Origin of the sequence: Terriglobus saanensis SP1PR4 (assembly GCF_000179915.2) — a bacterium.
Taxonomy (GTDB): Bacteria; Acidobacteriota; Terriglobia; order Terriglobales; family Acidobacteriaceae; genus Terriglobus; species Terriglobus saanensis.
The window spans coordinates 3,269,000-3,295,216 of the sequence record NC_014963.1 but is presented as its reverse complement, the minus strand read 5'-3'; the positions used below and the strand labels follow the sequence as shown (position 1 = coordinate 3,295,216).

At 55.3% G+C, this 26,217-nt stretch carries 12 protein-coding genes and 2 pseudogenes; 7 read left to right on the top strand and 7 right to left on the bottom strand.

Annotated elements, in window-relative coordinates; genetic code table 11:
* The first annotated feature begins 36 nt into the window (after nt 1-36).
* Entirely contained in the window at nt 37-417 is a 381-nt protein-coding gene (locus ACIPR4_RS13310) for a VOC family protein (RefSeq protein ID WP_013569184.1), read from the top strand.
* A gap of 82 nt (nt 418-499) precedes the next feature.
* Here ACIPR4_RS13310 and ACIPR4_RS13305 read toward each other — a convergent pair whose 3' ends face one another.
* The 6 genes from ACIPR4_RS13305 to ACIPR4_RS13275 form a co-directional block, all read right to left on the bottom strand.
* Nucleotides 500-1,774: a TolC family protein gene (locus tag ACIPR4_RS13305; protein WP_013569183.1), complete on the bottom strand. Its 1,275-nt coding sequence runs from the start codon at nt 1,772-1,774 to the stop codon at nt 500-502.
* A 731-nt stretch (nt 1,775-2,505) separates the two neighbouring features.
* A complete protein-coding gene (locus ACIPR4_RS13295) occupies nt 2,506-3,447 on the bottom strand; it encodes a hypothetical protein (RefSeq protein ID WP_222829227.1) in 942 nt (313 codons plus the stop codon).
* 173 nt (nt 3,448-3,620) lie between these two features.
* A complete protein-coding gene (locus ACIPR4_RS13290; RefSeq protein ID WP_013569180.1) occupies nt 3,621-5,141 on the bottom strand; it encodes an efflux transporter outer membrane subunit in 1,521 nt (506 codons plus the stop codon).
* Nucleotides 5,138-8,248: an efflux RND transporter permease subunit gene (locus ACIPR4_RS13285; RefSeq protein ID WP_013569179.1), complete on the bottom strand. Its 3,111-nt coding sequence runs from the start codon at nt 8,246-8,248 to the stop codon at nt 5,138-5,140. The genes ACIPR4_RS13290 and ACIPR4_RS13285 overlap by 4 nt, the downstream gene beginning before the upstream one ends.
* Nucleotides 8,245-11,727: an efflux RND transporter permease subunit gene (locus ACIPR4_RS13280; RefSeq protein WP_013569178.1), complete on the bottom strand. Its 3,483-nt coding sequence runs from the start codon at nt 11,725-11,727 to the stop codon at nt 8,245-8,247. The genes ACIPR4_RS13285 and ACIPR4_RS13280 overlap by 4 nt, the downstream gene beginning before the upstream one ends.
* Entirely contained in the window at nt 11,727-13,037 is a 1,311-nt protein-coding gene (locus ACIPR4_RS13275) for an efflux RND transporter periplasmic adaptor subunit (protein WP_013569177.1), read from the bottom strand. The genes ACIPR4_RS13280 and ACIPR4_RS13275 overlap by 1 nt, the downstream gene beginning before the upstream one ends.
* A 132-nt stretch (nt 13,038-13,169) precedes the next feature.
* On the opposite strand from ACIPR4_RS13275, the gene ACIPR4_RS13270 reads away from it, so the two are divergent.
* From ACIPR4_RS13270 to ACIPR4_RS13255, 5 genes and pseudogenes are all read left to right on the top strand, one after another.
* The gene (locus ACIPR4_RS13270) at nt 13,170-13,907 is read left to right on the top strand and encodes a response regulator transcription factor (protein ID WP_013569176.1); all 738 of its coding nucleotides are present in this window, start codon (nt 13,170-13,172) and stop codon (nt 13,905-13,907) included.
* 7 nt (nt 13,908-13,914) lie between these two features.
* Nucleotides 13,915-14,475: pseudogene (locus ACIPR4_RS23400) on the top strand (HAMP domain-containing protein); the annotation flags it as partial.
* 54 nt (nt 14,476-14,529) lie between these two features.
* On the top strand, nt 14,530-15,336 hold the full coding sequence (locus ACIPR4_RS23155) for a sensor histidine kinase (RefSeq protein ID WP_245536334.1): 807 nt from the start codon (nt 14,530-14,532) through the stop codon (nt 15,334-15,336).
* Between the two features lie 556 nt (nt 15,337-15,892).
* Nucleotides 15,893-16,687 carry an IclR family transcriptional regulator gene (locus ACIPR4_RS13260; protein WP_013569173.1) on the top strand — a complete coding sequence of 265 codons (795 nt, stop codon included), beginning with the start codon at nt 15,893-15,895 and terminating at the stop codon, nt 16,685-16,687.
* A 554-nt stretch (nt 16,688-17,241) separates the two neighbouring features.
* Nucleotides 17,242-20,744, top strand: a pseudogene (locus tag ACIPR4_RS13255) (outer membrane beta-barrel protein).
* 180 nt (nt 20,745-20,924) lie between these two features.
* On the opposite strand, the gene ACIPR4_RS13250 reads toward ACIPR4_RS13255, so the two are convergent.
* Nucleotides 20,925-21,986 (bottom strand): LacI family DNA-binding transcriptional regulator, encoded by a 1,062-nt coding sequence (locus tag ACIPR4_RS13250; RefSeq protein ID WP_013569172.1) that lies wholly within the window; start codon nt 21,984-21,986, stop codon nt 20,925-20,927.
* Nucleotides 21,987-22,403: 417 nt separating this feature from the next.
* Here ACIPR4_RS13250 and ACIPR4_RS13245 point away from each other — a divergent pair, with 417 nt between their 5' ends.
* Nucleotides 22,404-26,177 carry a TonB-dependent receptor gene (locus ACIPR4_RS13245; protein ID WP_187290181.1) on the top strand — a complete coding sequence of 1,258 codons (3,774 nt, stop codon included), beginning with the start codon at nt 22,404-22,406 and terminating at the stop codon, nt 26,175-26,177.
* Nucleotides 26,178-26,217 lie beyond the last annotated feature (40 nt).

Genomic DNA, 26,217 nt, shown 5'->3' with positions numbered 1-26,217 from the left:
TAGGAAGGCCCGCGATATCCAGAGAGGGTCACGTCAATGAAGTATGAAAAACAGTTCGAAATGCTTGCCGATGGTTTCGGCCCTGCTGTGCCGGTTTTCCGAGTACACGATTTTGCCGAGAGTCTTGCTTATTACTGCCAAACACTGGGGTTCGAGATTGAATGGCAGGAAGCAACTCGATCCGCGTATATCTCCCGAGGAGCTTGCACCATCCTGCTCACCGTTGATGATCAGAGTCAATCGGGTATGTGGGTCCGGGCGGAAGCAAACAATGTGAATGTCTTGTTTGAGGAATACTTGGTGGCTGGTGCAAAGATCGCGAAATCGCCCACCGATTTTGGGTCGAGTCTGGAGATGCAAATCGAAGACCTTGACGGCAATATTCTCAGCCTCTGGGAGATCCGGGCAGAACCGTAGGTCGTGTTCGATCTAAAGTGATAGCACTCGCCTCCGCGCATACATCAACGACGTTGCGAAAGTCTCCAACCGCACGATAAGGCTAAAGCTGTGCTCCCGAGGAGATCCAATTGTCCAGTCCGCTTGTCTTCTTGAGGTAGTGGATGTAAGCCTCCATGAGCTGAGCGTCGATTGCGAGGCTGTCAAGATGCTTCTGACCTACTTGCATGAGCGTCCGGAATCTGTCCTTAGGCGTTATAGGCGTAGGTGCTGATGCATCCCCGTTGTTGGCCCGGATGTCTATTGCTTCGAGTTCAGCAGCGGCAATCTTGTAATCGAGCTGTGCAATCTTCCCCTGCGCCGCTAACTCTGTGACGGAATGCCGAACTTGTCCGCATGACTCGGTCTGCTGTTGTCGTCTTAAGGTTACCTGATGTTCCGCTTTAGCAGCATCCGCCGCCGTTTCCCTCGCATGAGCGTGTCGACCGAAATCAAACATGGGAAGTTGAAGTTGGACACCCACGGCCAGCGTGTTGTAGTTGCCGTGCAGGTTGTAGTAGGACGACACGTCGTTGAAGGGGCTGATTCTACCGTATTGTGCCTGGAGAACAACTTGAGGACGCCACGTATAACGCGCATCCCCGAAGCTGGTCTGGAGGTTGGCCCGTGCCTCCGCCAGTGCTGCAAGCACATCTGCCCCGGCAGCACAGGGAACGTCCAGATGCATCGCGGTCAGCCCGATCGTTCTGAGAGGTACGGATTGGACCTCAACTGTGATAAATCCTTCCGCCGTCCCTGTAAGTACGGCAAGATGTTGTTTCAAAAACTCAATACGGTGCGCCATCTGAATCTCCTGAAGCTCGATAGCCGCTGTTTCCTTCTGCACCTTCATGGCTTCCAATTCTGTTTCATAGCCCGCGGCCAGCCGATCGCTTACAATTTCGATCAGACGGGAGCCGATTTTCTTTTGTTCCCTCAGGACAGCCTGACTACGCAGCGCGTATGCGAGCGAACTGTACGTCACGGCCGCGTCCTCTTCCACCTGCTGCCGAACCTCGGCAAGCGACTGATCGGCCGCTTCGACACCGAAGCGGGTAGCGCGGATGTAGTTGCGTTGCGAGTAATTGAAGACAAGAGACTGCGCACTTGCGGTGAAAACTGTCGGAACGCTGAGCGTAATTCCCGAGGACGCTCCTAGGCCGCTTGAGACGGATACAGATGGGATGTAGACATCGCGCGCCCCGGAGAGCGCCGCTTTGGCTTTCACAAGATCACTCTCCGCGACCTTTACTCGTTCGCTATTGCGCGTGGCCTGCAGTGCCACGTTGCTGAGCGTGTCTTGGCTGTAGGCTCTATCTGCTGCCACCATCGATGCCATCGCTATCAATGCAGTCCATATGGGCCGAAGAACCCATTCTCGAGTCCATCCGAATTTGGTCTTGATTGAATATTCCACTAATTAACAGATGCCTCATCAGCTAGAGAGGAGCACGTAGATATGTAACGATTGGTCACGTCATTCCTCCAGGAAGACCCCCTGAAGAGGACTAATCGAAGTGACGCACGGCAAGCCAGCTCAACCCGGTTCCAGCTGTTCCAACAATCAGCCATTCGTCATGCTCCCGTGGAAGGTGACAGAGGGGCCACTGGGCGGGTCGGGTAATAAAGAAAAGATCAGTGCTATCGAAGGTGCCTCTTATGAACGTCGCACCCGCGAAATCTTTACCGTCTCGTGCGCGGACGCTTACAACCACGTTGGATCCAGCCTGATTGATGCGCAATGATCCGTGCTGCAATGGTTCTCGACCACTACGCCAGCTCATGTCCCAACAACCGTTGAGATCGGCCACCGGGGCTGCTGTGCCATTCGCCCGTGGGGATGGGGCGCTCGATGGAGTCTGAGTGGTCCCGGCCATCCGCCCGGTTGAGGTCCCATGTAGGCAACGACGACGAAATGGGGCAGAAGGAAAATGAGAGTGATTGGCGTGATACACCTGGGGAACAAATCGCAAAGCCCTAAAGAAGCGGGCGGCGAAACCGTCGCGCCGCCCAGGTGTTATAAAGAATGAACCGCTGTGAAGCAACTGGTTGTACTTCCGCCTTGCGCGATTACGATTTGGCTGGTGGCGGCTCCAATTCGACCTTGTGATGAGCGGCGGTCTTCTTCAATTTCTTTGTGACGGACTTCGCGATCTTATTGGCGATGTCAAGAGTGTCCGTATCGCCGCGCTCTGACTCTTTGAAATCGCGGTTGAAAATCACGGCCCCACTGCGGTCGACCAGTTGGACGTGAACTTTGAGACTGGTAACTCCCCAGAACAGCCCCAATGGTCCAGCCGTAGAACGCAATGCAGCATTTCCCTTGGTGAACGTAGTCAACGTCAGCTTGAGTTGAAACTCCGGACAATGCGCCGCGGGCGAGCGATCGCCATCGCGAAAGATCTGCCCAAAGCGTGCATCCGCATGAATTCCCCGGATCATTTGTTCGTACAGCAGCACCCTGTATTCAGCGGGAATAGGCTGACCCTCGACAGCGATACTTGCCAGCTTCATCGAAGCAGGTGCTGTTGGTACATCCCCACACGCTTGGCCTTCTTCTTCCGCAGATCCTTGGGCCAAGGGCAGACCGAATACCTTCGCTGCCGCCAGGGCTTCTGACTTCGGCAACAGAAAAACGGCTCCGTGATATGCGTCATGGACATCACGGAACTCCACCGTGAGCAAATCGACCTGTCCTTGAGCGACAGCCGCGAGAACTGCGCCGCCCCCAAACGGGATGAGCATCCTGCCAACTCTGCCTGCCTTACCCCCCATCTCCATACGAACATTGCCAGCCGAGACCGCAAGGACGTGTCCGTGCTCGATAGTGGTTTCGCCGGATGGTGTCGTGAAGACCACACCGTTGGGCGACAGTGCAAGTGAGCCCTTGAGGTTGGGAGCCAGCTCCATTAGACCAAGGAGATGACTTGCGTGTTCCGATCTCCACACAGGTGAACTGGAGATTGCCTGCCCGGAGCTTGGCTCTGGCCCTTGTGAATAAATGAGTTGCACTGGAAGCAGCAGAGTGATTGGAATAACTTTCGAGCACAAAAGCCTCAAAGCACGTCGACCAAATAAGCGATGCATCTGAATTCTCCCGACTTCCTAAAGCTAACGTGATCCGCTCGGAGTGGCGAATCTGGGTCAGCGTTTATGTAGGTGACGACAGTATCTTTCCGTTGGCGCTATGGCTTGCGTCTGACCTCTTGTTCGGAGGGCAAATTGGACGCGTTCCAACCACCACCCAATGCAGCAATCAATTGCACCGCCGCAACCATTCGGTTCGTTCGCAAACTGACCTCAGTTTCCTGGCTGCTGAAAACACTGTTTTGTGCCGTCAGCACATTCAGATAGGTATCCACTCCGGTCCTGTAGCGGCTCAACGCGAGCTGTTGATACCGTTGGGCGGAATCAATCGCCAACTGTTGGCGCTGTTGCTGCTCGGAAAGTTGACGGGTGGCGATCAGGTAGTCCTCCACCTCTTTGAAGGCATTCAGAACCGTCTGGCGGTAGGTTGCAACGTCGGCGTTGTACTGCGCCTTGTACTGTTGCACGGTGGCCCGCCGCGCTCCAGCATCAAAGATTGTTTCCGTCGCGCTGGTGCCTAGCGACCAGAATCCGGCGGACAAATTGAGCAGGTGCGAGATGTTGGAGCTCTGCGTTCCCGCGCTCGCGGTCAGAGAGATGTCAGGGTAATAAGCGGCCTGACCGACACCGATCAGAGCGTTCGCCTGGGCCATCGTCCGCTCGGCTGCTGCGATATCGGGACGTCGTTCTAAAAGCTGAGACGGTATCCCGACAGGTATGAACGGGGGCTTGGCCTCCAGGGGACGGACGGGAATCGAGAAACTGCCTGCAGATTGACCGATAAGCAGAGCGATCGCGTGTTCGTATTGGCCCCGCGTGGTGGCTACTGAGGCCGCATTCGCTTCGGCGGTGCGGAGGTTGGTCTCCGCTTGGGCGACGTCCTGGTCAGAGTCGAGACCGGTACGATATCGCGTCTGCGTAAGGCGCAAGGTTTCCCGATAGGCCTCGACTGTCTTGTTGTAGAGCTCCTGAAGAGCATCCTGGCCCCGAAGCTCGAAGTAATATTGGGCCAAACTCGACTGCTCGCTAAGAGTTTCGTTAGCCAGATTGGCGGCACTCACTTGGGCAGCGTTGGCGTCCTCGCGAATGGTATTGCGGACCTTCCCAAACAGATCAGGCTCCCAGGAAGCACTGAATGGAAGTGAATAACTCTGACTGGTCGAACTCGCAAGAGTCGTTCCCGTTGTGCCTGTACCGCTCGTGTCCGTAGTAGAAGTTGTCGCCGTCGCCGTGCTCTGGCTACCTTGGCCTTGGACGTTCAAGCTGGGCGCAAATGAAATCGAGGGGTAAAGAGATGCGTGGGCGTTGCGGACTACAGCTCGTGCGGCCATGTAGTTCTCGAAGTACTGTTTGATGTTCTGGTTGTCGATGTTGAGTTGTTCTTCAAGACCATTCAACTCGGTGTTCTGAAACACCTCCCACCACTTGCCCCGCAGCATGGCGTCTTCTGGATGGGCCTGACGCCATCCGTTCGCGCGAGCTTCCTCGCTGCCGACCTGATTTTCTTTGTAGGCATCAGGCGGGGCGGTAGGCAGATTCGCGCGAACATACTTGGGTCCGACACGGCAGCCTGAAATGAGGACAAGAGAAAGAGCGAACGTTACATGAGCAAACTTCATAGTGCCTCCTGAGCTGCGACCGCGTGAGGACGGTTTGAAGTGCCACCCCCGAACCGGTGGCGCAAGCGATCCAGCATGAGATACACCACGGGAGTGGTGTACAGGGTGAGTACCTGGCTAACAAGAAGGCCGCCCAGGATCGTCAGGCCAAGCGGGCGACGAAATTCCGAACCAATCCCAGTACCGAAGGCCAGGGGAACCGCCCCGAAGAAGGCAGCCGCTGTGGTCATCAAGATGGGACGGAAGCGCAGAACGCAGGCTTGAAAGATAGCGTCCTCTGTAGCAAGATTCTGTTCGCGTTCGAGCTGCAGGGCGAAATCGATCATCATGATGGCGTTCTTCTTCACAATGCCGATGAGGAGGATGATCCCGATCAGGGAGATGACGTCCAACTCCGCATGGAAGAGAACCAGCGTAATCACCGCACCAAGCGATGCGGAAGGAAGAGTCGTCAAGATCGTGATGGGATGAATGAAGCTCTCGTAAAGAACGCCCAGCACGATGTACACCGCGAAGATGGCGGTGGCAATGAGAATGGGCTCGGAGTCGATCGAAGCCTGATAGAGCTGCGCTGTGCCCGAGAACGCTCCATGCACACTCTTCGGAATGTGCAGCTGATCTTCGAGATTATGAATCTTGCTGGTTGCACGCTCCAGTGAGGTTCCGGATGAAAGATTGAAAGAGATCGTTGAGGACGGATAGAGACCGGAATGATTCACCGAGAGCGGTGCGGTGAGGGTCTTGTAACTACTGATCGCGCTCAAAGGTACCGAACCGCTGGAAGTCTGGATATAAGTATTCCGGAGGGTCTCGGGGTTCTGCGTGAACTGCGATTGGGCCTCAAGGATGACATGGTATTGATTCAGCGGTTTGTAGATCGTTGATGTCTGCGCCTGCGAAAAGGAATAGTTTAGGACGTCATTGATATTGGCAGGCATAAGACCGAGGCGGGCCGCCGTCAGACGGTCATAGGTCAGATATGTTTCCAGGCCCCCACTCTGCAGGTCGGAGTTCACGTCGGCCACGGCGGAAAGCTTCTTCATCTCGCGAGTAAGAAGAGGAACGTACTTCTTCAGGTCACTCGTGGAGTCGGCTTGTAGCGTGTATTGATACTGAGCATTGGACTGACGGGCTCCAAGGTTGATCTCTTGGGCAGCCATCAAGAATGTCTGGGCTTCCTTCACGGCTGCAAGGTTCGGACGTAGACGGTTGAGCACATCCGTGGCGCTCAGCTTTCGCTGGTTCAAGGGCTTCAGAACAACAAACATGAAGGCGTTGTTCGATGTGCCGCTGATGCCGCCTCCGGTGAAGCCAATGACGTTTTGGACCGCGGGATCTGCGCGAACGATCTCTACCGCCCTCTTCGTGGCGTCATCCATCATTGTGAAAGACGCATCCTGAGGCCCCATGACCGCGCCCATCAACAGGCCGGTGTCTTGCTGTGGAAACAAGCCCTTGGAAACGCGCACGAGGTAAACCACATTCAGGACGATCGTGAACACAAAAACAACGAGGACGAGAATGGCATGGTCCCGAATCACCCAGCGAAGAGTGCGCTCATAGAGCCCGCGCAGCCAGTCGAACCCTCCCTCGATCACTCGATATAAGCGTCCGTGGTCCGACTTCTCGCGCCGCTTTAGCAGCAGGGAGCAGAGCATCGGCGTCGTTGTCAACGACAGGATCATCGAGATGAGAATCGCGATCGAAAGTGTTACGGCGAACTCCCGGAAGAGCCGTCCGATGATGCCGCCCATCATCAGGATGGGAATGAAGACTGCAAGGAGAGAGAGCGTGATGGAAATGACGGTGAAGCCAATTTCCTGTGCCCCTTTGTAAGCAGCTTCGAGCGGCGCCACGCCTTCCTCAACGTAACGCGTGATATTTTCCATTACGACGATGGCATCGTCGATCACGAATCCGGTTGAGATGGTAAGAGCCATGAGGCTGAGGTTGTCCAGGGAGTAGTGCAACAAGTACATCGCGCCAAAGGTTCCGATCAGGGAGATTGGAACCGCGATGCCCGGAATGATGATGGCTCTCCAGTCACGGAGAAACACGAAGACGACCAGGATCACAAGCATGATGGAGAGGAGCAATGTCAGTTCCGTATCACGCAGGGATGCACGGATCGTGGTCGTTGCGTCCATGATCTTTGTGATCGTCTGTCCGGCAGGGATGGCGGAACGCAGTGCGGGCAGCTGCGCATTGATTCGATCCACCGTTTCGATGATGTTGGCACCCGGCTGCTTAAAGATGATCAGGTCAACAGACTGCCGACCATTCACGTAGCCGCTGGAGTGGAGATTCTCTGTGGAATCCACCACCGTTGCGATATCCTCCAAGCGGACCGCAGCGCCATTCTGGGTGCTCACCCCAAGCTTGCGGTAGTCCTCTGCCTTCGAGAGCTGGTCATTGACGGTGATATAGCTCGTCGTCTGGCCGTCGGACACTGCCCCGGTCGGACTGTGAGCATTCTGGTTCTTCAGAAAAGTGGCAACGTCCGCGAGGCTGAGGCCATAGTGCTCAAGCTGTAGCGGGTTGATCTCAACACGTACCGCGGGGAGCGTAGAACCACCGATCGTGATCTGTCCGACGCCCTGAATCTGGGCGATCTTCTGCTGGAGGATCGTGGATGCAGAATCGTAGAGTGCACCCACTGGGTAGGTATCGGATTCGATACCGAGGATCGCGATGGGCGCATCAGCGGAATTCACCTTTCGATAGACCGGGTTAGAAGGCAGGTTGGTCGGAAGGTAGGTCCTGGCTGCACTAATGGCGGCCTGCACTTCTCGCGCCGCTGCGTTGACGTTCTTGCTGAGATCAAACTGTAGAGATATCGTGCTCGATCCAGTCGAGCTCTGGGAGGTCATTTCCGTGACGCCGGCAATGTGACCGAATTGCCGTTCCAGTGGGGTTGCCACCGCCGCAGCCATCACGTCGGGGCTCGCACCCGGAAGCTGAGCGCTGACAGTGATGGTTGGCGAATCAATCTGTGGCAATGGCGAGACTGGAAGAACGTTGAACGCCAGAAGCCCAGCCAGTCCCAATGCGGAAGTCAGGAGAATCGTAGCGATCGGTCTACGAATCGCGGGGGCAGAGATGTTCATACCTCTTCCCCGAGCGGCAGATCCCGCTGCACTGTCGGTTGGACATTCTTTTTCCGCTGCAACCTCTGGCTCATGCGATCGAACCAGAGATAGATCACCGGCGTTGTGTACAACGTGAGTACCTGGCTCAACAGCAAGCCGCCCACCATCGCAACACCGAGTGGCCGGCGCAGCTCCGCACCAATCCCGCGCCCAAGCGCCAGCGGAAGACCGCCGAAGAGAGCAGCCAGAGTGGTCATCATGATCGGTCGGAAGCGCAGGAGACTCGCGTTGTAGATTGCCTCTTCTGGGTCTTTGCCCTCGACACGTTCCGCCTTGAGAGCGAAGTCCACCATCATGATGCCGTTTTTCTTCACAATTCCAATCAGAAGCACAATCCCGATGATGCCCACGATGCCCAGGTCCATCCGGCAGAGTATGAGCGCGAGCAGCGCGCCGACGCCTGCCGATGGAAGAGTCGAGAGAATGGTGAGCGGATGGATAAAGCTCTCGTACAGCACACCGAGGACGATGTAGACCGTGAGGAGCGCCGCGAGCACGAGAATGCCTTCGTTGTTCAGTGAAGTTTCGTAGCTGGCTGCCGTCCCCTGGAATCTCGTCTGTACGTTGGTCGGCATCTTCAGGGCGGCAGCCACATCATTCACTGCATTCACGGCTTGGCTCAAGTGAATGCCAGGGGCAAGATTGAACGAGATCGTAATGACGGGGAACTGAGACTGACGATTGATGGTCAGCGGCGTAAGAGACTTCGTGATCGTGGTGAATGCCGCAAGCGGGACTGGATAACGCGCAACCGAAGAGTTGCTCGAGCTTGCACTGCCGCCCCCTGAGCTGGTGCTGTTCTGCGCGGTGGCCGACGAGCCGCCGTTGGTTGAAGAAGCGTTGTTCAGCGCGGAGGTGCTGCCATTGGTCGCGGATGTCTGGAGCACAGTGCTGCTTGTGGTGGACCCCAAAACTGCCCCGCTCTGAGCAGAGCTGCTCAGTTGACTGCTGGCTGACGTCGTTGCGAGCGTGGAGCTACTGGATGTGGTCGCGCTCACGCTGCTGCTGCTGCCAGCCGCCAGTTGAGAGTTCGTCGAGGAGGAAGACGAGGTCCCGCTCTGGCCGGAACCTCCCGCTCCGCCATTGCTGCTGGAATTGCTTGCAGTACTCGTGCCCTGCATGTAAACGTCGTTGAGTCGCTCCACTCCGGTTTGGAACTTCGAATCGGCCTCGAGGATCACATGGTACTGATTCGTCTGGGTGTAAAGCGTCGAAATCTGCCGCTGGCCGAAGGCATCGTAGAGCGTGTTGTCGAGACTCTGTGGGTTGATGCCGAGACGAGACGCCGTAATGCGGTCCACATCGATCCTGACGGCGTTGCCGTTGGGGAGCTCGTCTGTGGTCACGTCCTCCAATTGGGGCAGGGTACGAAGCTTGGCTACGAGCTTCGAAGACCACGCCTTTAGCTCTGTGCTGTCGGAGTCTTCGATCGTGTACTGATATTGCGTGCGGCTTACACGATCCTCAACAGTGAGATCCTGTACCGGCTGCAGGTAGGTCTTAATTCCAGTAAGGCGGTTCAGCTTCGGTCGGAGGCGTTGGATCACTTCCGTCGCTGACACGCCACGGGTGGACAGTGCTTTTAGATTGATCTGCATCCGTCCCGTGTTTGGCGTGGTGTTGCTGGCCTCCACTCCAATGAACGAAGAGACAGACTCCACAGCGGGATCTTCCAGGACCGACCGTGCCACAGCTTGTTCACGATCGCTCATGGCATCGAAGCTGGTCGCCTCCGGAGCCTGTGTGATGGCTTGGATAATCCCGGTATCCTGCGTAGGGAAGAAGCCCTTGGGAATGAAGTAGTAGAGAAGTCCCGCGCAAATGATCATGCTGAACGCGATCACTAGAACCACCGACTGCTGGCCGAGCACCCACTTCAAGGTTCGCCCATAGAAACCGATGATCCGCTCGAACTGGTGCTCCGACCACTTGTAGAAGCGCGTCTCCTCTTCCGGAGGGGTGTGCTTCAGCAACCGGGACGCCATCATCGGTGTCAAGGTCAATGACACAACGGCGGAGATGATGATGGTTACGGCTAGCGTAACCGCGAACTCCCGAAAGAGGCGGCCAGTGATATCCCCCATGAAGAGCAGAGGAATGAGCACGGCGATCAGAGAAACTGTAAGCGAGAGGATGGTAAACCCGATCTCCTCAGCACCTTTGAGGGCTGCCTCCAGAGGATCCAAACCTTCTTCGAGATAGCGGCTGATGTTCTCAATCATGACGATGGCATCATCGACAACGAAGCCAGTCGAGATGGTCAATGCCATCAACGTCAAATTGTTCAGACTGTAACCAAGCGCATACATCGCCGCGAACGTACCGATCAGGGAAAGCGGAACAGCGACAGCTGGGATAACTGTTGCTCGCCAGGATCGCAGAAAGACGTAGATGACGGCGATGACGAGTCCAATTGTGAGCAGAAGTTCGAATTCGACATCTTCGACGGAAGCGCGCACCGTGATGGTTCGGTCCGTCAGTGTATGCACTTCAATAGACGCAGGCAGGCTAGCCTGCAGCTGCGGCAACAGCGCTTTGATCGAGTCCACGACCTTAATTGTGTTGGCATCGGATTGCCGCTGGATGCTGAGAATGATCGCCGGCGTGGTGTCCTTCCAGGCAGCCAATCGACTGTTCTCGACGCCATTGGTGATCTTTGCGACCTCTGGCAGCATGACAGCCGATCCATTCCGGTAGGCCACAACGACTTGCTTGTATTGATCGGCGGAAGTCAGCTGATCATTGGCATCGATCGTGTACGCCTGCTGAGCCCCATTGAGAGTGCCTTTGGCCGTGTTGACGCTCGTACCGGTGATTGCTGTCCGCACATCTTCGAGAGTCAGCCCGTAGGACGCGAGTGCGGTCGGATTCGCTTGAATACGGACCGCAGGCTTCTGACCTCCCTGGATGGTGACAAGGCCCACTCCCGCGAGCTGCGAAATCTTCGGTGCCAGACGTGTGTCCGCTAGGTCCTGCACCTCGCTCAAAGGCAACACCTTGGATGTGAGTGCAAGCGTCAATACAGGAGCGTCTGCGGGATTCGTCTTACTGTAGGTTGGAGGGATTGGAAGATCCGTCGGAAGATACGAGTTCGACGCGTTGATTGCAGCCTGAACCTCCTGTTCGGCGACGTCGATGTCCTCGCTCAAGTCAAACTGAAGCACAATCACAGACGCACCTCCCGATGAGGTGGAGGTCATCTGCGACAGACCTTGCATCTGGCCGAACTGTTTTTCCAAGGGCCCGGTCACGGTGGAGCTCATCACCTCGGGACTGGCCCCGGGATAGAGCGTCTGCACCTGAATGGTCGGGTAATTGACCTCCGGCAGGGCTGAGATGGGTAGTTGCCTGTATGCCACGACGCCAACTAGAAGGATGGCCACCATGAGCAGGATTGTCGCAACCGGCCGCGTGATGAAAGGCCGTGAGATGTTCATTAAGCAGGCCCCATCATGGAAGGTTGGCCCGAGCCAACCGTCACTTTTGCGCCATCGGTGAGACGATCGAAGTTGCTGGTCACAACAGTGTCGCCGGTAGTAAGGCCTTCAATCGCGCTCTGGCCTCCTTCGGTGTTGAGGACGGTGATGTTGCGCAACGCTACCGATGAATCCTGTTTCACGAGGTAGACAAAGGCTTGCTGGCCGTTGTACTGCACGGCCCCGGTTGGAACCAGCTTGGCATTCTGGAGGGTATCCACCTGCAGCCGAGCGTTCACAAATTGGTTGGGATAGAGCGATGCCGAGGCATTGTCGAACTGAGCACGCAGGCGGACCGTCCCGGTACTCGTATCGACTTGATTATCAAGAGTAAGCAGCTTACCGGTGGTGAGGCGGTTGCTCTGGGAGCGATCGTAAATAGCAACCGTCAAAGCCGCCTGACTGGGTCTTGTCTTTTGTTGAATCTTTGGAAGATGGTCTTCTGCCACAGAGAAGACAACCGTGATCGGGTTGAGCTGCGTGATCGTCGCAATGGTGGTTGAGCTTCCGGAAAAGATCGTGTTTCCGGTGTCGACAAGACGCAGTCCGATCCTTCCGCTGATCGGCGCTATGATATGAGAATAGCTAAGCTGAACTTCGTAATACTTCACCTGGCCTTCATCATTGGCCACCGTGCCTTCATACTGCCTTACCGTTGCGGACTGATCGAAGACAGTCTGCTCGGCGATCGCACGCTCTTTCAGTGCCTCTTGGTAACGTCGCAGGTTGACGCGAGCCTGATCCAAAAGCGCTCGATCCCGGGCAAGACTGCCTTGCGCCTGCTGCAACTGCGCTTCGGTCGGCCGTGGATCGATCTCGACCAGCACCTGCCCCTTGTGAACCATCTGCCCCTCGCGGTAATTGACCGCAAGGACTCGTCCGCTAACCTGGCTATAGACATTCACCGTCGCCAGTGGGGTTACGGTGCCGAGTGCATCCAGGAAGATATCCATATTCCCGGATTGAACCTTGGCGGCCGTAACTGGGGTGCTGTTGTCGGTCGCTGCAAAAACCGCCGATGGAGGTCCAAAAGCCTTCATGCCTTTCCGGTTTGCTCCGGCGCCTTGTGTTGGAGGTCCTCCAGGTCCCATGCCGGGAGGCATTCCACTCGGCGGCATCGTCGGAAGAAGCAGAGGGATCATCAGAATGCCGCAGACGAACAGAACGAGTACCCAGGCGAGCCACCGGTTTTTTTTGGGTTTCGAGTGGGGAGCGGGTTCATTAGGAGTGGCGGATGTAGGCTGGTGCATCGGCCTGTCGGAAGAGAACATTGATACCTCTTGTCCAAGAGTGATCGAATACAAGTTGCGCGGGGGTAATGATGGGTCACGGACTGTAACAAAGTGTCACCAGGCGTTTTCTCTGGGAAGTTTTGGCGCAGACTATGAGAGGAGGGCGAGCACATGACAGAGGCACAGACTGTGGAGAAGGACAGCGTCCTAGTCATTGACGATGACGTGAAACTCTGCGCGATGCTGCGGGATTACCTGACTCGTCACGGTTGGAACGTGACATCCGCGCACACGGGAGCCTCGGGAATGGAGGCTGCGCGCAAGGTCCGTGCGGAACTCGTGGTACTCGATGTGATGCTGCCTGACTTCGATGGCTTCGAAGTCCTGCGTCGTCTGCAGCGTGAGATGAATCCCCATGTGCTATTACTGACCGCAAGAGGCGAAGAGATTGACCGCATCGTTGGCCTCGAAATGGGAGCAGACGACTACCTTCCGAAGCCATTCAACCCTCGGGAATTGCTCGCTCGCATGCGTGCCGTGGTTCGCCGAGCGCATGTTGTGCCACGTGTCGATTTGCCCGCCGGAGAAGCGACTCCCGGTTTCTCCATTGATGCTTCAAACCGTCAGGTCACGTTTCATGACCGCCTGATCGATCTAACCGATGTGGAGTATCTCCTCCTACGCATCTTTCTTGCCCACCCTGGGGAGGTACTCAACCGCGAAATGCTTTGCATGGAAGCCCTGCAACGACCGCACCGCGCTTATGACAGGAGTCTCGATATGCATGTCTCACGTCTGCGCAAGAAGCTTGAAGCGTTCCCACTGTTCAGTGGCGGACTCATTGCGATACGGAGCAGCGGTTATCTATTCTCCCCATCCATGCCTGCGGCTCGCATTGGAGAGGCCTAGCAGGCCCATGCGTACCTTCTTCCTTCAACTCTTTCTCTCTTTTTGGCTTGCCACGATCGCAGTGTTCGTGGGAGCCACCCTCTTCTTTCCAGGGGACGCGCCGCAGTCTCCGACTGAGTTGCAGGCTATATTCAAAAGTTCGGCTCAGCACTCCCTGGACATAGTCCTTCAGGACTACCGATCCCAAGGTTGTTCCGCTGCTTCGCTTTCCGATCCCATGTGGGTCGTTGCGAATGCGCAGGGAACCCCACTGTGTGGTCGCTCGTTGACCCGCGTCGAAAGCGAGGTCCTCCAACGTGCCATCAGTAAGGACGCGTTGGCGGGGACCAGGAGCGGTCGTCAATGGATTCACGCGCTGCCCATTACGCTGGAATCGGGCACGAAGTGGTTCATTGTCCTAAAATCGCCATTCGGGCGTCCGCCTTGGTTCCCACCGTTTCCCAAGAGCGCCTTGCCGGTCTCTATCTTGGTGACGTTCATTTTTGCGTATTTGTTGACGCGTCCGCTTCGGTCCCTCTCCAAGGCCTTCCGTACTTTTACTGCGGGCGACTTGGATACACGTCTTGCTGTCGCTGGTCGATCACGCTGGGGACAATTCGATAGCGCTGATGTGAGAACACTTATGGCGGATTTCAACAGCATGGCGGACCGAGTGACGGAACTGATCGATGCGCAAAAGATGCTTATTCGAGATGTCTCCCACGAACTTCGTTCTCCACTTGCGCGTTTATGTATGGCAGTCGAACTTGCCCGCGAGGGCAGCAGTGCGGATCAATCAGTTTTCGATCATATGGAGCAGGAGACCGAGAAAGTAAACGCGCTCATCGGCGAGATGCTCACGCTCTCGCTTCTGGAAAGTACCAGGCAGACGCCTCGCCTAGACAGCTTCAACATGCAGGCTCTGATAGAAGAGCTGCTGGAGAATGCGAACTTCGAGGCCAGCGCACGGGGTTGCAGGATCGAGTTCGAATCCAATTTGACGACCAGCCTGATGACTGGGCAGCCGGAGATGCTTAGCCGGGCCATCGAAAACATTCTACGGAATGCGATTCGTTATACGCTGCCAGGCGGCGTTATCGAAGTTGAATTGAGCAATCTTGATCAACACGATTCAGCCGCCGCTCAAATACCCTCTGGCGGTCTTAAAGTCTCAGTGAGAGATACAGGACCGGGAATTCCTCTGGATCATCTCTCTCACATCTTTCGGCCCTTTTACCGTGTAGACATGGCAAGATCGGAGAGCTCGGGCGGGTTCGGCGTTGGTCTGGCGATCGCCGAACGCGCTGTTCATCTCCATGGTGGGAAGATCATGGCGAGCAACCGTGCCACTGGAGGGCTTAACGTCCAGATTCTCCTCCCGCCCTCACTGGAGAACGCGGACGATGACAGTCCAACTCCGGCTCATCATTTCTTTGGCCAAGGTGACTAAACGTCACAAATCGTGACCGCTGTTTACTCTTTATTCCGATGTACCTCCAGAAGGCATTTGGCATGCCGGGGATCCCCGACGTGTCCGAAGTGTCGACCGAGATATTCCGGGTGGCAGAATGCGACAAAACCCTTCTGGCTCCCACGCCTGTCCCGGCAATTCCAGGTAAACGAGATAGCCATCCCGCCGTCGACGCGATGGCTATTTCTGTCAGGCGCGTGCAATCGAAGGCGACGGTATAGCCAATGATGGCTGTTCATCTTGTCGCATCTGCCCCCGTTTCTCCTTACTGCTCTTTGTGGCCCATGACAGATCCCGCTATGTCACTGGATTTCGCGGCAATAAGGGAATTCAGCGAGGCCTGCAGGGGTGCCAGAGCGCCCGTGCCAAGGCCGTGCAAACTCTTTGCGCCGGTCCACTCCAGGCTTCTGTTGCGCTTCGCTCCGGCCACCGAGCAGTATGGAGACGAACTGTCAACTCACTTCACGGAAGACCCCTGATTGTGATAAACGACTGAGACGGAGCGAAGTTTCTCTGCTCTGCCATACTATTCTGTATGTCACCTGGATTGTTACAAAAAACTGCTCAAAATTCTGAGAGTGTTGTGTATGCGACGCCAGCACTCGACAAAGGACTAGACATCCTTGAATTGCTGGCACATGAACGGATTGGTCTCACCCAAAGTGAGATAGCCCGGGCATTGCAGCGGACAGTTTCTGAGATCTTTCGTATGCTCAATACCCTCGAAAGGCGTGGGTATATCGTCGAAACGGCCCAGGATCGATACGTTCTTTCACTGCGTCTGTTTCAACTTGTTCAGGAACATCCGCCGACCGAGCGCCTTCTTTCTGAGGCGCTTCCACGGATGCACCGGCTCTCGGAAAAGTTGATCCAATCCTGTCACCTCGGTGTACTAGAGTCTGGGCGTGTGGTGATTCTCGCCCAGGCGAATGCTCCGGCTTCGGTAGGGTTGTATGTCAAAGTCGGCTCCGCAGTGGATTTGATGGAGGCAGCTACGGGACAAGTGATTCTTGCTCACCTACCCATTGAATCGAGGCAAAAGATCCTGAACGATTGGCAGAAAGAGACCGGCCGCGAGGTTCCATCCGATCTGTTCGATCATCTTAATACGATTGAACGGCGTGGATACGAAAAGCGAATGAGTTATCAGATCGAAGGCATTACTAACATTTCCTGCCCGGTGATGAGGGAGGGGAACCGCGTCGTGGCTGCTTTGACTGTTCCATTCATCAAGCGCCTCGGCGGAGGCGTCTCTCTTCGAGACGCGGCGACGTTTCTGCAAGATGCAACCCGGGAAATCTCTGCAGCGATTGGCGCCCGCACGCTCTGAGTAGAGTGGAGCGATCATTGCGGGAGAAGTTCTTATTAAAGTCTGACTGAACTGCTCAATTCATCCAATCCATACTGTGCAGCCCATACTTCATGTAAAGGTTTAGCGAGGCATCTGCTTCAACATAGAGATACGACCAAGGCTTTCTTCTTAGAGGCATCGGCCGTCTAGCGTTTCTCGCCCCTAGTGTTCGACAACCGTCTCTCAGTATGCGACGCGGGCTGCGGGCACTCAGAATGTTCTTGATTTCAAGTCAGAACCATGCCTCCTGTTTGCCATCTCCCTCGTTTACGGGGACAGCAATGCAGATGCGAAAAAAAAGCTTTTTTATTGACAATATGGCGGATCATAACGTAATCATGTTTCATACATGGAATTCACGCTACTCATATGAAATTCCAGTGAAATTCCAAAGTCCATCTCACTTCCTTTAAGAACCCTTCCAACAGCGATAGATTTTTTAGCCGACCAATCTTGCAGCGAAGAGACCCCATTGAAACAAAGGCGGTCATTGCTGGATTGAAGGCGGTTTTTGATCCATTTACATCATTCGAATGCCAGGAGATGCGCCCATGTTGAACCACGTTCGGACCCTTCTCCGCATAGCGATTGTCGCAGTTTGTGTCTGTATGAACATCAGCGGCAATGCCTTTGCGCAAACCATCACCGGATCAGTGAGCGGAACTGTCACCGATCCTAGCGGGGCCGTCGTCAAGGGGGCGACCGTGATCGTCACAAATGTTGATACCGGCGTCTCCGTGACTGACACGACAAACGGCTCCGGTATCTTCAATCTCCGCTTCCTGCAAATTGGTCGGTACAAAGTCGTCACGAATGCGAACGGTTTTCAGTCGCAGAGTTACGGCCCCTTTCCACTCGAAATCAATCAGGTTGCGAAGGTGGACGTGAAGCTTATGGTGGGCACCTCGACGACCACGGTCGAGATTACCGACACGCTTATGCCGCTCCTGGACACCGAAGACAGCACCATTGCTACCACCCTGACTGCTAATGCGATCGAAAACATTCCTCTGAGCGGCCGCAACTGGTCCAGCCTCTCTCTTTTTGTACCGGGTGCGACTTCATCAAACCCCAGCACCTTCGGCGGTTCGGGTAACGGGAATTCAATTGAGCGCAACCAGAACGGCGGCGGAGTCTCTCAGGCCAACGTCAACGGTAACCGGGCTGAAGGGAACAACTATCGTCTGGACGGTATCGAGATTAACGAGACCGTCAACAACTTGGTTGGCTATAACCCCAACCCCGACGCTCTTGGTGAGGTCAAGGTGATCTCCGCAAATGCACCTGCAGAGTACGGTAACGTAAATGGCGGTGACATCGTCGCGGTGACCAAGAGCGGAACCAACCGCTTTCATGGGAGCGCCTCCGCGTACCTGCAGAACTATCTGCTGGACGCTAATACCTGGAGCAACAAGAATCACCCACTTGTGAGCGATCAAGTTGCGCGTAATCCTTACACGCAGTCACAGTACAGTGCTACCTTTGGTGGCCCAATCATCAAGGACAAGCTCTTCTTCTTTGCAGATTATTTTGGTACGCGTTACCACCGTGGCGGGAACTCGACAGCCAGTGTACTCACGTCGTTGATGCGGACGGGTGACTTTTCTGAGCTGCTCAATCCGGCCATTATGTGCTCCAGTACAGGAGGAAACTGCGCTGCTTCCGGCGCGGGAAAGCTGATTCAACTATATGACCCGAACAACAACTATCAGCCATACGTGGGAAACAAGGGCGTTCCGATCAACAATTCGGTGGCAAAATATCTTGTTGCGCATCCTGAATATTATCCGCTGCCGAATCTGTCCCCCGGCACGAACTCGCCCGTATCGAATAACTACAGCGGCCCCAGCAAAAGCGAGATCCATAACAACCAGTTCGACGTAAAGGTTGACTACACCCCCAATACAAGAGATCGCATCTCTGCTCGCTACCTTCAGGGCACGGCTGGCGATTCCTCCACCAATCCATTAACAATCAGCTTTCCTGGCACAAACGTGTATCCCGACAAGGGCATCGCGATCAACTATGTTCACACCTTCTCGCCGGCTCTCATCAATGAGTTCCGCGGAGGTTTCACGCGCGTTCGGTTTCAGCAAGGGGAGCCGGTGGATGGAACTGGCGCTTTTGGTCTGAAGGGCAATTCCATCGTAGGTATTTCCGGAACCCAGGCCTTCCCAGGCTTCAGTGCATTGAATGTGGCAAATCTGTCGACTGTCGGAAACTCGGCGGGCGGCACCGAATTGATCGATAGTACGTTTCTCTATGGAGACGATGTGACCTGGAAGCGCGGCAAGCACCTGCTGAAGGTCGGTGTTGAGCTTCTCCGATACCAGCAGAACAACTACTACCCCGGCAACGATGGTGCCAATGGCCAATTCAACTATGGCAATAACGGTACCGCTACGACCCTCTTCACTTCGAATCCCAACGCGGCGGCAAGTGCAACGACCAACGCCAACGGTTACGCGCCGGCAGACTTCCTTCTCGACCGCGCGGCTTTCGTCGGCATCGGTGGTGTGGCCGGCCGTACTGGTCAGCGTCAGTGGCGGTCCGGATACTTTTTTCAGGATGACTGGAAGTTCCGTTCAAACCTGACCTTCAACCTGGGACTTCGCTACAAGTACTTTCAGCCCATCTACGAAGTCAACAACAAGGAAGTTAACGTTAATCTGAGCACGGGCCTCCTCGAATATGCGGGCAGCGTTCCTTCAACGAATACAGTGGCGGGTTCGACAGTTTGTGCAACTCGCGCGTGTTACAGTACAACGTACAACAACTTCATGCCGCGCGTGGGATTCTCTTACCAGCCGACGCCCAAGGTCGTGGTTCGTGGCGGCTTTGGTATTACCAAGGCGTTGGAAGGCACGGGCGCCAATCTTCGTCTTACCTACATCCTCCGTTCCAGTCGTCGGTCGAAAAGTATGGTGTCGCTCCATCCACTACCAATCCCGGCACGTCCTTCAGGACGGAGGATGGCTTCACCTCAACTTCCACTAACTATGGCAGCGGCTTTTACCGCGCTGACGATCCTAACCTGAAGCCGCAGGTCACGAATGAGTTCAGCCTAACGACCGAATATCAGGTAAGCAACTCCAGCACGTTCCGTGTCAGCTATGTTGGCGAGACCAGCCAGCATCTGGTCCAAGCCGTCGCTGGTAACCAGCTGCATCAGCCATGCTCGATCAACGGAGTACTGTCCACAGATCCGAATAGCACGGCTTGTGCTGCGGCCAATCCCGCGCCGTTTAAGGCTCTGGTAGGTCAAGGCGGAGGTCTGTTTGAGACCGTCACCGAGGGTATGGCAAACTACAACGCGCTGCAGGTTTCCTATCGGCAACGCGCGAGCAAGGGCTTGGAATATACGGTGAACTATTCGTATGCACGTGCCATGACTAACGCTGTCGGATTCTTCGGAATTTCTGGCATCAATGGTCCCAGCCCATATGCACAGAATGCCTACGACAATGCTTCGGAGTATGGTCCGGCGGGTGGTGACGTGCGCCATTCCGTGAATGGAAATGCAGTGTATGCGGTACCCTTCGGGCACGGCAAACAGTTTGGTTCCGACATAAACCCATTTGTCAACGAAGTCCTCGGTGGCTGGAAGCTGGCCATGGCAGGCGTCGTATACAGTGGAGCGCCGGTTACCATCAGCGGCTCTGATTTCGCCTACACCAACAACAAAACCTCACGTCCTAATCAGATCAGCAACGTGAAGCTCAATCAACACACCGTCAACAACTGGTTTGGCGACGCCACCACAAAGTACGGCCCAGCCACGGCCGGCACCTACGGCAACGCACGTGTTGGCTCGGAACGCGGACCTGGGTTCCAACAATATGACGTCTCACTCTTCAAGGATTTCGCCGTCTTCCGTGAGAACATACTTGGATTCAGAGCTGATGCGTTCAACGTCTTGAACCAGACGAGTCTTGGCGCTCCCAACAACGATTCCACGAGTGGCACTTTCGGTCAGATCACAAGCGTACGATCACTTCCGCGGCAGCTCACGCTGTCTCTGAAGTATCAGTTCTAAGCGAAGGCGGCCAGCAATGGAAAGCCGGAGAGATTCTTCTCCGGCTTTCCCGCGTAGCTTGAGGGTTTGGGGATTTCTTAGACATTTGGTGATTCTTTCCAGGGCGTCGATTCGTGGGTTACTAAGTGACGTGCGCCGAGAATCCGCGAGTTGTGACTACGAACTTGTCCTGTGGCGGGGCTATGGCTTAGGAGCGGTGCGGTTCTTGACGCGTCTCCCCTTCGTCTGGGCGCGAGAGCTTGAAGCGCGAACTACGATGGAGGGCTGGATGAGCTTTATTTTCGAACCGGATTGAACGCGGTTCTGAGCTAATTTCAAAGCCATTGCTGCGGCGATTTTGCCGATCTGTGCGCTGCCTTGATCGACAGAGGTTAGAGGGACGCGCAGGAAGTCCGAATACGCTAGGTTCCCGCAACCCACGACGGCCACATCCTCTGGGATGCGTAAGCCAGCATCCAGAATTGCGCGCATCGCACCAAGCGCCACCGGATCATTGAAGCAGAATATGGCGTCTGGCTTTTTGCGGGCTAGAAGAAGATGTTGGGCAGCCTCGTAACCACCGGCCTCACCGTTGTGATCTCCCGAAGCGCCGATCGGAACGATATGTCCTGGAAGGGGAGCCATCTTGTGTGCAGCCAAAGCCTCTCTGTAGCCCTCCAATCTCCCAACGGCCGTACTGACTTCTGGTCCACGGATGTGTGCAATCCGTTTGCACCCTTGCTCAATCAAATGCGAGGTCGCCAGCTGGCCAACGACTCGGTCATCGACGCCGACGAAATTGGACGACAATCCCTCGAAGCGGCGGTCCAGAAGAATGTAGGGGACCTTTCGCTCTTCTATTTGCCGGAAACTATCTGTGCCGATCTGGGAGGACGCGATAATCATCACGTCGACGCTGCGAGCTAGGAACTGCTGGATTTCGTGCTGCTCCACCTCCGGCTCCTCGTCGGAGCTGACGATCAGCATCCCGTAACCCTGCCTCCGAATTTCGGCAGACATAGATTTTGCAATGTTCGCGAAGAATGGATGCAGCAAGTCGGGAACGATCAGGCCCATCGTTAGGGTGCGGCCTGTGATCAGAGCCCGTGCGGCATAGTTGGGTTGGTAGTTGAGTTCTTTCAGCCGGGCCAGGACGCGTTTCTTCGTTTTGTCGCTGATATCGGGATGATCTCGGAGCACCTTCGAGATGGTGACCACCGAGAGGCTCAAATCGCGCGCAACATCCTTCAGCGTCAATGTCATCCGAGACAAAATCTCCAATGCCCATAGTAGAGGAAGTTTTGACGATGGGCATACTTACTCTACCGTGCAGGCACTCCAAGGCTCACCAAAGCGGCGCCGGGTACCTCGAAGGCTAGTCGTTTGTCGTTCACTATCCATAAGAGTATTCCCGCCCGACGGTGGGATCGCGGTCGTCGAATCGTCCCCTCGCTTCCGTCCGCGGATGCGTAAAACACGCGCAAAATTCGGACGTTGACAATCACACATCCCGACTGGTGTAATTTTGCCCGCTTCGAAAAGTCAACGATAACTGTAACCATTGCGTCATTCGATTACTAAATACGCAGATGGAAGCGGCCTTCCATCTGCTGTCAGTTTGCAGGTCATCGAGGGGCCGAGCGAATAGCAAAACTTACCTGGAGGCTGGAGATGGGGCTGATGAAAAATGCTAAGCAGAGGGCCGGGAAGACTCTTGTCTCCATCGTCCTAACGATGTTCTTCCCGTTCTTGGCGGGTGTTTGCTGGTCACAAACGACCCAGCAATTCACCGGACATGTTGTGGACCCCAGCGGCGCTGTCATCCCTGCCGCCCAGGTGACGATCCACAACCAAGCCACGGGTGTCGATGTTACGACTACGACCACAAGCACCGGACTCTACAGCGCACCTTATCTCACGCCGGGGGCCTACGACATCACCGTTACGAAAGACGGGTTCAGCACGCAACAGAAGACGAGCATCCAGCTCACCGTCGATCAGACCTCTACCATCGATTTCAGCATGGCGGTAGGAGCGGCAAGCGAGGTGGTCACCGTGAATGCGAGTGGCGCACAAGTCGAGCTCTCCAAGGCGGATCGCGGAGAGTTGATTGAAGGTGAGCGGGTAACTCAAATGCCGCTTGATGGGCGGAACCCATTCAATCTGGTTGGTCTTAGCCCAGGCGTTCGTGATACCTCGAGCTCGCAATACCCGCGACCCTTCGACAACGTAACGGGAAACCAGTATGCGAATGGTTCGCCCCAAGTGAGTCAAACTAACGTCGATGGCGTTGGCAACGACGCATCCGATCTGGGAAGAACAGCATTTACACCTTCCGTTGACGTGGTTCAGGCATTCAAGATTGTTCTGAACGCATACGACGCCTCTTACGGGCACTCCGGCGGTTCATCGATCGATGTTTCCCTGAAGTCCGGTGGGAACCAGATCCATGGTTCTGTCTATGAGTACATGCGCCGCAGTTGGCTGGATACCAATGCATGGCAGTCGAACTATAACAATCCCGCCAACCCCTCGAAGGCGCCTCACAAACGCGATCAGTACGGATTCGAGTTGGACGGCCCGATCATCATTCCTCATGTGTTCGACGGAAGAAACAAGCTGTTTTTCCTCGCCAGCTATGAACAAATGAACGACATTCTCCCAAACCCTTCCTACAATGTGTACTCTCTTCCGAATCCTGCGTGGCTCACCGGCGACTTCAGTACCGCCACGTATTGGAACAGCACGACCAATAGCCTTCAACCGTTGACGATTTACGATCCACTTACACCGTTGCATACAGTGGTCGACCCAATCGACGGCAAGACGAAGCTGGCGCACGATCCATTTCCCGGCAACAAAGTTCCGAGCAACCGAATCGATCCTGTTGCCGCAAACATTCTTTCGTACTACAGCTACCTTAATCCGAATGTAAATCCGGGAGCGGGATTTGCTCCATGGACCAATAATTACGAGAACCTTCAGGTGGAGCACGATCTTTGGAGAAACGCCGTCTTCAAAGTTGACTACAATCTGAGCGACAAGGACAAGTTCTCGTTCCGTTGGGCTGGACAGGGGCGCTGGATTGCTGCCAACTGGAATACCGGCGCACCTGCGGATGATCCAGCCAATTCGAACGGTCACGGCGTGGCGCCACTCTCTGAGACCGGACAAGTTCAGTGGACCCACATCTTCAGTCCGACTCTCTTATTAAATGTGGGCGGGTCGTTGCTGACGTACAACAACAAACAGCTCGAAGGCACGACCTTCTCTGACAACATCGTGGCAAAGCTGGGGTTCGCCGCCGGGTACTACAACCAACTTCAAAATATCCATACTTTTCCCTACATCCAACCCACCGGTCTGCCGAACTCGGCAAACTTTGCTGACTTTGGACCGAACTGGCTGGGCTATTCGGGACTCCGGCATACGATCAGCCTGCTCCCCACGGTGACCTACATACACGGAGCCCACTCCATTCGCACGGGCATCAATATGAATTTTTATCAGTATGTCAATCCTGTGGGTGGCAATGCCGACACCTTCCAGTTCACGTCGAACTTCAGCAACCACTACTACAACTCGCCTGATGCGCCGGGTTATTCGAGCGGAGCGTCTATCGCGTCCTTGCTCCTGGGCTACCCAAACTCAGGAACCCTGAACGCGAACATTCACCAGTTTTGGTCTCAACATTACTTCGCGCCATGGATACAGGACGACTGGAAGTTGACAAAGAAACTGACGTTGAATCTCGGTATGCGGTGGGATTTCCTGACTCCACAGGTCGAACGCCACAATAAGGCGAACGGCGCATTTGACCCGACTGTCCTGAATCCAGTCTCTTCGCTGATCCCCGGTGGGACAGTGGCGCTCGGAACGAGTACAAACCTCCAGGGCGGCTTGACGTTTGCAGGGGTCAACGGTGTGCAGCGGGGCGCATACGCCATGAATATGCTGAACGTCCAACCTCGGATTGGCTTCGCATACGCCATCTCGGCCCGTATGTCGATCCGAGGTGGCATTGGAGAGAACTACCTAGCCGACACGTCCGCGAACAACGCGGACGGTTTCAGCAGTTCCACCTCCTATACCAATTCACTCGATAACGGCATCACGCCCTACACTGCGACAACCGGACAGGGTTTGAGCAACCCAATTGCGTCGGTCCAGCAACCTGCCGGGGCATCGCGCGGTTACACGCAAGATCTCGGGCAGAATTTCACGTTCGTGAATCCACATTACAAGATACCTGCCGTGTGGTCCTACAGCATGACCTACGAGGTTGCTCTGAGCAAGCACGATGTAGTGAACGTCTCCTATGTCGGAAATCGCGTCTCTAACCTGGCGGTGAGCGACAACATCAATCACATCTCTGCTCAGTGGAATGCCCAGTGCGACGTGGAGCGGGGAGGCAATCGTCACATCTGCGACGACACCGCCACAGGCCAGATCGCCAATCCATTCGTCGGCATTGCGGGATTTCAAGGAAGTTCTTATTATTCGTCCTCGATTATTTCAAAGTCTGCCTTCACACGTTCCTTTCCTCAATTCGGCGATATTACAGAAAACGGCAGCACGAGCGATGGAAAGAGTTGGTACAACTCCTTCCAGGCGGTCGCATCGCATCAGGTTTCGTCGAGTCTGACCTTGCATGCTACGTACACACACGCGAAAGCAGAAACCTCCTCAGGCTGGGTGGACACGGTCAACCGTGTGTTTGCGCGCCAGGTGAGCACCAGCAGTGACGTCAATCATTCGATCACCTTTTCGGGGGTCGGCTATCTGCCCTTCGGAAGGGGCCAGCTCTTCGCTTCGAATGCAAATAGGTTTGTAGATACGCTCATCAACGGCTGGCAGATTAGTCCACTCTTTACCTACTACAGCGGCCTTGCGTGGCGTCCAACGGACTCCGGTGGATCTGGAGGGCCGTATGACTACGCCGGAAACTGGGAAATGGCTTCGACGGGCGCTCCAATTGATAAGCCGATGGGAGTTGAGCATACGGTCCTTCCGCGAGATGGTACGCACGGATACACTCGGCTCCGTGGAGTGACACCCTGCGTCGGATACAAGGACACGGATACAGGTCAGATCATCCCGAGTCCGGCAGCAACTGCGGCCGGCTGCACGAACATCGAGTTTGTGCGGGCACCGAACGCATATGCCATCGGCCGGGCGAACATCGATTTTGGCGTTCGTCAACCGGGTGCATACAAACTGGACATTGCCGCCTCGAAGAACTTCAGGATTCCGGAAGCTTCCAAAATTTTCCTCGGGGAGGCGGCGAATCTGCAGCTCCGCGCTGATCTTCTCAATGCTTTCAACCATGCAAACTGGGACGAAAGCTACAACAACGATCCAACCAGCATTGATTTCGGAACGATAAGCCAGGGTCCAAGCGGACCCACCAACAATCCGCGGTACGTGCAACTGTCAGCTCGACTCAGCTGGTAAGAACCAGCCTGGCGTTTCCACGGGATGCGCCAGGCGTTCT

Coding starts and splice junctions, on each gene's coding strand:
- ACIPR4_RS13280 (WP_013569178.1), bottom strand. CDS start 11,727: ATGAACATCTCACGGCCTTTCATCACGCGGCCGGTTGCGACAATCCTG.
- ACIPR4_RS13270 (WP_013569176.1), top strand. CDS start 13,170: ATGACAGAGGCACAGACTGTGGAGAAGGACAGCGTCCTAGTCATTGAC.
- ACIPR4_RS13275 (WP_013569177.1), bottom strand. CDS start 13,037: ATGTTCTCTTCCGACAGGCCGATGCACCAGCCTACATCCGCCACTCCT.
- ACIPR4_RS13250 (WP_013569172.1), bottom strand. CDS start 21,986: ATGACATTGACGCTGAAGGATGTTGCGCGCGATTTGAGCCTCTCGGTG.
- ACIPR4_RS13285 (WP_013569179.1), bottom strand. CDS start 8,248: ATGAACATCTCTGCCCCCGCGATTCGTAGACCGATCGCTACGATTCTC.
- ACIPR4_RS13260 (WP_013569173.1), top strand. CDS start 15,893: ATGTCACCTGGATTGTTACAAAAAACTGCTCAAAATTCTGAGAGTGTT.
- ACIPR4_RS13290 (WP_013569180.1), bottom strand. CDS start 5,141: ATGAAGTTTGCTCATGTAACGTTCGCTCTTTCTCTTGTCCTCATTTCA.
- ACIPR4_RS13305 (WP_013569183.1), bottom strand. CDS start 1,774: ATGGCATCGATGGTGGCAGCAGATAGAGCCTACAGCCAAGACACGCTC.
- ACIPR4_RS13310 (WP_013569184.1), top strand. CDS start 37: ATGAAGTATGAAAAACAGTTCGAAATGCTTGCCGATGGTTTCGGCCCT.
- ACIPR4_RS13245 (WP_187290181.1), top strand. CDS start 22,404: ATGAAAAATGCTAAGCAGAGGGCCGGGAAGACTCTTGTCTCCATCGTC.
- ACIPR4_RS23155 (WP_245536334.1), top strand. CDS start 14,530: ATGGCGGATTTCAACAGCATGGCGGACCGAGTGACGGAACTGATCGAT.